Source organism: Romboutsia sp. 13368, assembly GCF_018336475.1.
In the GTDB taxonomy this organism is placed as follows: Bacteria; Bacillota; Clostridia; order Peptostreptococcales; family Peptostreptococcaceae; genus Romboutsia.
This window is the reverse complement of record NZ_CP048741.1, coordinates 308,859-317,977: the sequence shown is the minus strand read 5'-3', so window position 1 is coordinate 317,977 and position 9,119 is coordinate 308,859. Positions and strand designations below refer to the sequence as shown.

Genomic DNA, 9,119 nt, shown 5'->3' with positions numbered 1-9,119 from the left:
CATAGTATTGTAAAAATATGCCATGACGTATAATAAAAGCGTATATCTATATAGATATACGCTTAATATATTAGTCTTGATTTGCTAATTTTTTATAACCTTCATATCTTTCTTTAGAGTACTTCTCAGCTAAATTAAATAACTCTTCAGCTACATCAGGGAATTGTTTAGCTATAGCAGAATATCTTACTTGAGCCATTAAGAAATCTCTAAAGCTTTCTTTTGGTTCCTTAGAATCTAAAGTAAATGGATTTTTACCTTCTTCTTTTAACATTGGGTTATATCTATATAAGTGCCAGTATCCACAAGCAACTGCTTGAGCTTGGTTAGCAGTAGTTCTTCCCATACCTTCTTTTAATCCATGAGATATACATGGTGCATAAGCTATTATTAATGATGGTCCATCATATGCTTCAGCTTCTCTTATAGCTTTTAATACTTGGTTTTTATCTGCACCCATACTAACCTGAGCAACATATATATTCCCATAGCTCATAGCCATCATACCTAAATCTTTCTTCTTAGATCTCTTACCTGCTGCTGCAAATTTAGCCATCGCTGCTACAGGAGTAGATTTTGATGCTTGTCCTCCTGTATTAGAGTATATTTCTGTATCAAATACTAATACATTTACATCCTCGCCTGATGCAAGTACATGGTCAAGTCCTCCATAATCTATATCATAAGCCCAACCATCTCCACCTACTATCCATTGAGATTTCTTAACCAAGTAATCTTTCTTCTCTCTTATACATTCTATTAATTCTTGAGCTTTTCCACTAAATTGAGAATTATCTATTGCTTCTATTACTTTTTTACTAGCTTCTTTAGAACCTTCTCCATTATACATATTAGTTATCCAATTTTCAAAAACTTCTTTTAAAGAAGAAGCCTCTGGCATAGATATTAATTCTTGCATTTCATCTTTTATTTTATTTCTTATTTGCTTAATACCTAGATGCATACCATATCCAAATTCTGCATTATCTTCAAATAATGAGTTTGCCCAAGATGGACCTTTACCTTCTTGATTTACAGTATATGAAGTTGTAGGAGCTGATCCACCCCATATAGATGAACATCCAGTAGCATTTGCTATCATCATTCTATCTCCATATAATTGAGTAACTAATTTAATATATGCAGGCTCACCACATCCAGCACATGCTCCTGAGAACTCGTATAATGGCATTTTAAATTGAGAATCTTTTACTGTTTTTCCTTCTACTAAATAACCCTTATCTGAAACACTAGATATAGCATAATCCCAGTTTGGTATTTCTTTTTCAGTTTGACTTTCAAGAGGTTTCATTACTAAAGCCTTATCTTTAGCTGGACATATATCAGCACAGTTTCCGCATCCTGTACAGTCCATTGTATCTACTTGAATTTTATATTGTAATCCATCAAATCCCTTTCCTGTAGCCTTTTTAGTTTCAAATCCTTCTGGCGCATTTTGTAATTCTTCCTCATTTAGAAGGAATGGTCTTATAGTTGCATGAGGACATATATATGAACATTGGTTACATTGAATACAGTTTTCTAATATCCATTCTGGTACATACGGAGCTATACCACGCTTTTCATAAGCTGATGTTCCTTGAGGGAATGTCCCATCTTCCATACCGTTAAATGCACTTACTGGTAAACTATCTCCATTTTGTGCATTCATAGGTCTTAATATATTTGTTATAAATTCTGGCTCTTGTATATCTGTAGTCTCAGAATCTGTAGCACTAGCCCAAGATAAAGGTATATCTATTTTAACTAAAGCATTTTTACCTTGTTCAACTGCTTCATAGTTCATATTAACAACTTTTTCACCTTTTTTACCATATGTTTTACTTATAGAGTCTTTTAAATACTTAGTTGCTTCATCTTCAGGAATTATGTTAGCTAATTTAAAGAATGCAGATTGCATTATCATATTTATTCTATTTCCAAGTCCTATTTCACCAGCTATTTTACGAGCATTTACTGTATAGAACTTTATTTCATTTTTAGCTAAATAATTTTTCATTTTAGCTGGTAAATGAGTATCTAATTCTGATTCATTCCATATAGTATTTAATACAAATGTACCACCTTTTTTAAGACCTTTTAATAAATCATATTGATTTACATAAGATTGATTGTGGCAAGCTATATAATCTGCATTATCTATTAAATATGTTGATCTTATTGGAGAGTCTCCAAATCTTAAGTGAGACATTGTTATTCCACCAGATTTTTTAGAGTCATATGCAAAATATGCCTGTACATATTTATTAGTATTATCTCCTATTATTTTTATAGCTTGTTTGTTAGCTCCTACAGTACCATCTGATCCTAATCCCCAGAACTTACAATTTATAGTATCTTTATGTTCTAACTTAAAGCTTTCATCAATTGGTAATGAAGTATTTGTTACATCATCATCTATACCAACTGTAAATCTATTTTTGGGATTAACACCTGATAAATTATCAAATATAGCTTTTATACTTGATGGAGGAACATCTTTTGATCCTAATCCATATCTTCCACCTATTATCATAGGTGCATTTGGCTCATCATAATATGCTGCTCTTACATCTAAATAAAGTGGCTCTCCTATAGATCCTGGCTCTTTTGTTCTATCTAATACACATATTCTTTCTACTGTCTTAGGTATAGCATTTAGTAAATGTTTTGCTGAAAATGGTCTATATAAATGAACCTTTATTAAACCTAATTTCTCTCCTTTAGAATTTAATTCATCTATAGTTTCTTCTATAGTTTCAGTTACTGAACCCATAGCAATTAATATATTCGTAGCATCAGGAGCCCCATAGTAATCAAATAATCCATAGCTTCTTCCTGTTAATCTACTCATTTCATTCATATATCCTTCTACTATCGGTACTATTTGATCATAATATTTATTCCCTGCTTCTCTTGTTTGGAAATATATATCTGGGTTTTGAGCAGTACCACGAGTTGCAGGATGTTCTGGTAATAATGCTCTTTCTCTAAATGCTTTTAGTGCTTGTTTATCAAGTAATTTCTCATAATCACTATACTCTAAAACTTCTATTTTTTGTATTTCGTGAGAAGTTCTAAATCCATCAAAGAAATGTACAAATGGTAATCTTCCTTTTATTGCAGATAAGTGAGCTACTGCTGCTAAATCTGCAACCTCTTGAACTGAACCTGATGCTAGCATTACACATCCTGTTTGACGTGCTGCCATAACGTCTTGATGGTCACCAAATATTGAAAGTGCTTGGGATGCTAATGCACGAGCACTAACATGGAATACACCAGGAAGTAATTCACCAGATACCTTATACATATTAGGTATCATTAAAAGTAACCCTTGTGATGCGGTGAAAGTAGTAGTAAGAGCCCCTGCTTGAAGTGATCCATGGAAAGTTCCTGATGCACCAGATTCAGATTGTAATTCTACAACACTTACTTTTTGATTAAATATATTTTTTACACCTTGTGCAGACCATTCATCTACTACTTCTGCCATAGTAGAGGATGGAGTTATTGGAAATATTGCAGCTACATCAGTGTATGCATATGATACATATGCTGCAGCTGTATTACCATCCATAGTTTTAATTACTTTTGCCATAATCTATCTCCTTTTATGTATTCTTTTAATATGTTATCTATTATTATTAACATATTGATTTACAATTATTATTTTTAGCATAAATTTAATTAATAATCGTATTTTTTTTAATTTATATATTAGATTATGAACTTTTAATTTGTAATATTTTAAAATAAGTTTATAGGTATATATTAGATTAAATTTAGAATTAAATATTTTTTAGAATTGAATTAATTTTGGCAATAAAAAAAGATTACGTGGCTACGTCTTACTCTCCCAGGCGGTCGCCCACCAAGTACCATCGCCGCTAAAGAGCTTAACTTCTGTGTTCGGTATGGGAACAGGTGTATCCTCTTTGCTATAATAACCACATAATCTTTCGATTAAATTATCTTAAGTTTTAGAGTTAATACTCTGAAAACTGCATATCATTTAATTTTCCATCATTTATCTTTAGCAACCGAAATCTTTGATTTGGTTGGCGATATAAACCTTTAGGTTTATTTTGGTCAAGTCCTCGACCTATTAGTATCGATAAGCTAAATACATTACTGCACTTACACCTTCGACCTATCAACCAGGTAGTCTTCCTGGGGTCTTACCCTTACGGTGGGAAATCTTATCTTGAAGTTGGCTTCGCGCTTAGATGCTTTCAGCGCTTATCCATTCCGTACATAGCTACCCAGCCATGCCCTTGGCAGAACAACTGGTACACCAGAGGTACGTCCATCCCGGTCCTCTCGTACTAAGGACAGGTCTTCTCAAATTTCCTACGCCTGCGACGGATAGGGACCGAACTGTCTCACGACGTTCTGAACCCAGCTCGCGTACCACTTTAATGGGCGAACAGCCCAACCCTTGGGACCTACTACAGCCCCAGGATGTGATGAGCCGACATCGAGGTGCCAAACCTCCCCGTCGATGTGGACTCTTGGGGGAGATAAGCCTGTTATCCCCAGGGTAGCTTTTATCCGTTGAGCGATGGCCCTTCCATGCGGTACCACCGGATCACTAAGTCCGACTTTCGTCCTTGCTCGACCTGTATGTCTTGCAATCAAGCTTCCTTTTGCCTTTACACTCTTCGCACGATTTCCGACCGTGCTGAGGAAACCTTTGAGCGCCTCCGTTACTTTTTAGGAGGCGACCGCCCCAGTCAAACTGCCCACCTGACGGTGTTCCAAGACCTGATTCAAGGCCTATGGTTAGGATCCCAGTACTACAAGGGTGGTATCCCAAGGATGACTCCACACAGACTGGCGTCCATGCTTCATAGTCTCCCACCTATCCTGTACATGTAGTACCAAGACCCAACGTCAAGCTACAGTAAAGCTCCATGGGGTCTTTCCGTCCTGTCGCAGGTACCCGGCATCTTCACCGGGATTACAATTTCACCGAGTCTATTGTTGAGACAGTGCCCAAATCGTTACGCCTTTCGTGCGGGTCGGAACTTACCCGACAAGGAATTTCGCTACCTTAGGACCGTTATAGTTACGGCCGCCGTTTACTGGGGCTTAAGTTCACTGCTTCGATTGCTCTAACAGATCCCCTTAACCTTCCAGCACCGGGCAGGCGTCAGCTCCTATACATCGTCTTGCGACTTAGCAGAAACCTGTGTTTTTGGTAAACAGTCGCTTGGGCCTATTCTCTGCGGCCTGTCATAGACAGGCACCCCTTCTCCCTAAGTTACGGGGTCATTTTGCCGAGTTCCTTAACAATAGTTCTCTCGCTGGCCTTAGGATACTCTCCTCACCCACCTGTGTCGGTTTACGGTACGGGCGCCTTTAAACTCGATAGAAGCTTTTCTTGACAGTGTGAAATCAGCTACTTCGCCCCGAAGGGCTTACCCATCGTATCCTAGCATTATCTAGACGGATTTGCCTATCTAGACTGCCTCAATACTTAGCCACACAATAACCAACAGTGTGGTTAGCTTATCCTACTGTGTCACTCCATCTCTCAAACGCTTATTGGCGGTACAGGAATATCAACCTGTTGTCCATCACCTACGCCTTTCGGCCTCGGCTTAGGTCCCGACTAACCCAGGGCGGACGAACCTTCCCCTGGAAACCTTGGGTTTACGGCCCGTGGGATTCTCACCCACGTCTCGCTACTCATGCCAACATTCTCACTCGTATACTGTCCACATGTCCTTACGGTCATGCTTCAGCCTGCATACGAAGCTCCCCTACCCATCATAATGATGCCGTAGCTTCGGTAGTACGTTTTAGCCCCGGAAATTTTCGGCGCAGGATCACTCGACCAGTGAGCTATTACGCACTCTTTAAATGAGTGGCTGCTTCTAAGCCAACATCCTGGTTGTCTGTGCAATCCCACATCCTTTACCACTTAACGTACATTTAGGGACCTTAGCTGACGATCTGGGCTGTTGCCCTTTTGACTATGAATCTTATCACCCACAGTCTGACTCCCAAGTATAAGAATACGGCATTCGGAGTTTGATAGTCTTCGGTAAGTGCAATACCCCCTAGGACATTCAGTGCTCTACCTCCGCTTCTCTCAACCTTGAGGCTAGCCCTAAAGCTATTTCGGGGAGAACCAGCTATCTCCGGGCTCGATTGGAATTTCACCGCTATCCACAAGTCATCCCCGAGCTTTTCAACGCTCGTGGGTTCGGTCCTCCACGAAATTTTACTTTCGCTTCAACCTGCTCATGGATAGGTCGCCCGGTTTCGGGTCTACGACATGCAACTTAATCGCCCATTTAAGACTCGCTTTCGCTACGGCTCCACACCTTAAGTGCTTAACCTTGCTGCATATCGTAACTCGTTGGCCCGTTCTACAAAAAGTACGCGGTCACACAAGTAATGTGCTCCCACAGCTTGTAAGTGCAGGGTTTCAGGTTCTCTTTCACTCCCCTCCCGGGGTTCTTTTCACCTTTCCCTCACGGTACTATACGCTATCGGTCACTAGGTAGTATTTAGGCTTGGAGGATGGTCCCTCCTGCTTCCCACAGGGTTTCACGTGTCCCGTGGTACTCTGGATCATACTAGTATTTTTCTCGTTTTGACTACGTGGCTATTACACTTTATAGCGGAGCTTTCCAACTCTCTTCATCTACGATATCTTTCCATGTCGTATGTCCGCAACCCCATCGAAGAAAACTTCAATGGTTTGGCCTGTTCCGCTTTCGCTCGCCGCTACTTACGGAATCGAATTTCTTTCTCTTCCTCCGGGTACTTAGATGTTTCAGTTCCCCGGGTTCCCCTCGCTAAGCTATGTATTCACTTAACGATACTTAGACATTACTCTAAGTGAGTTTCCTCATTCGGAAATCTTCGGATCAAAGTTTACGTGCAACTCCCCGAAGCTTATCGCAGCTTATCACGTCCTTCATCGGCTCCTAGTGCCAAGGCATCCGCCCTGCACCCTTAATAACTTGACCAGTTATTAAAAAGTTAGCGCTACTGAACAAACTTCGTATTCACTCAGTTTATTCCAGTGCTTAAAAGTTGTAATTTTAAAGACTTTTCTTGTCATATATGTTTAAAATGATGTCATATCACTAAATGTTATGCAGTTTTCAAAGTGCTAACGCACTTCGCTACCTTCCACTCACTTTCGTTCGTGTCGAGGTGCTCAAAGTACTCATTANNNCTCAAAGTACTAATTCTGAGGAATGAACCCTCAAAATTAAACAGTAGGCAATTCTCCTTAGAAAGGAGGTGATCCAGCCGCACCTTCCGATACGGCTACCTTGTTACGACTTCACCCCAGTTATTGATTTCACCTTCGACGGACGCTTCCAAAAGGTTAGCAATCCGGCTTCGGGCGCCCCCAACTTCCGTGGTGTGACGGGCGGTGTGTACAAGACCCGGGAACGCATTCACCGCAGCATTCTGATCTGCGATTACTAGTAACTCCAGCTTCATGTAGGCGAGTTTCAGCCTACAATCCGAACTGAGAATGGCTTTAAGGGATTAGCTCCGCCTCACGACTTGGCTGCCCTCTGTACCACCCATTGTAGCACGTGTGTAGCCCTAAGCATAAGGGGCATGATGATTTGACGTCATCCCCACCTTCCTCCAGGTTATCCCTGGCAGTCCCTCTAGAGTGCCCAACTTAATGCTGGCAACTAAAGGCAAGGGTTGCGCTCGTTGCGGGACTTAACCCAACATCTCACGACACGAGCTGACGACAACCATGCACCACCTGTCACTTCTGTCCCCGAAGGGAAATCTCCGATTAGGGAGAGGTCAAAAGGATGTCAAGCTTAGGTAAGGTTCTTCGCGTTGCTTCGAATTAAACCACATGCTCCGCTACTTGTGCGGGTCCCCGTCAATTCCTTTGAGTTTCACTCTTGCGAGCGTACTTCCCAGGCGGAGTACTTAATGCGTTAGCTGCGCCACCGAAGGGGGTAACCTCCGACAGCTAGTACTCATCGTTTACGGCGTGGACTACCAGGGTATCTAATCCTGTTTGCCCCCCACGCTTTCGTGCCTCAGTGTCAGTTACAGTCCAGAGAGCCGCCTTCGCAACTGGTGTTCCTCCTAATATCTACGCATTTCACCGCTACACTAGGAATTCCACTCTCCTCTCCTGCACTCAAGTTTCTCAGTTTCAAAGGCTTACTACGGTTGAGCCGTAGCCTTTCACCTCTGACTTAAGAAACCACCTACGCACCCTTTACGCCCAGTAATTCCGGATAACGCTAGCCCCCTACGTATTACCGCGGCTGCTGGCACGTAGTTAGCCGGGGCTTCCTCCTCAAGTACCGTCATTATCTTCCTTGAGGACAGAGCTTTACGACCCGAAGGCCTTCATCGCTCACGCGGCGTTGCTGCATCAGGCTTTCGCCCATTGTGCAATATTCCCCACTGCTGCCTCCCGTAGGAGTTTGGACCGTGTCTCAGTTCCAATGTGGCCGATCACCCTCTCAGGTCGGCTACTGATCGTCGCCTTGGTGAGCCGTTACCTCACCAACTAGCTAATCAGACGCGGGTCCATCCTGTACCGCAAAAGCTTTGATATCTCGACCATGCGATCAAAATATATTATCTCGTATTAGCATACCTTTCGGTATGTTATCCGTGTGTACAGGGCAGGTTACCCACGCGTTACTCACCCGTCCGCCGCTCTTTACTAAAGTAAATCGCTCGACTTGCATGTGTTAGGCACGCCGCCAGCGTTCATCCTGAGCCAGGATCAAACTCTCAAAATAAATTCTTCGAATTTATATCGCCAACGCTATATCTTCGCTACCGCTTCAGATACATCCGTTGCTCAAATAAATTTGATTACCTGCTCAGACTAATCATTATCTGAATATCTGGCTTGGTTTGTTAGTTGTAATTCTATAAATTAACCTACTGTTTAATTTTCAAAGTTCATTTCTTAACTTTTTTAAGTTTATCAAAGTTATTTTTCTTTGTCAACTTATTTTTTTAAGTTCTTTATTTCGTTTTGCCTTTTTCTTAAGTACAAGTATTACTATACCATCTGATTACTACACCATCAACACTTTTTTAATTATTTTTTTTAATATTTTTTTATTATAACTTTATTATATTAAGTTATT

General features: G+C 40.9%; 1 protein-coding gene and 3 rRNA genes. All 4 read right to left on the bottom strand.

Annotated elements, in window-relative coordinates; genetic code table 11:
* Positions 1-70: 70 nt before the first annotated feature.
* The 4 genes from nifJ to G3997_RS01235 all read right to left on the bottom strand — a co-directional run bounded on the left by nifJ (position 71) and on the right by G3997_RS01235 (position 8,762).
* Complete coding sequence (nifJ, locus tag G3997_RS01250; RefSeq protein ID WP_296646846.1) at positions 71-3,601, bottom strand: pyruvate:ferredoxin (flavodoxin) oxidoreductase; 3,531 nt, start codon at positions 3,599-3,601, stop codon at positions 71-73.
* 237 nt (positions 3,602-3,838) lie between these two features.
* Positions 3,839-3,955: ribosomal RNA gene (gene rrf, locus G3997_RS01245) — 5S ribosomal RNA — on the bottom strand.
* A gap of 133 nt (positions 3,956-4,088) precedes the next feature.
* A 23S ribosomal RNA gene (locus tag G3997_RS01240) occupies positions 4,089-6,986 on the bottom strand.
* A gap of 273 nt (positions 6,987-7,259) precedes the next feature.
* Positions 7,260-8,762 (bottom strand): 16S ribosomal RNA (locus G3997_RS01235).
* The 16S, 23S and 5S rRNA genes sit together here, the layout of an rRNA operon.
* Positions 8,763-9,119 lie beyond the last annotated feature (357 nt).

Bases quoted from the DNA above. Each gene is read 5' to 3' on its own strand.
- nifJ (WP_296646846.1), bottom strand. From the start codon at position 3,601: ATGGCAAAAGTAATTAAAACTATGGATGGTAATACAGCTGCAGCATAT.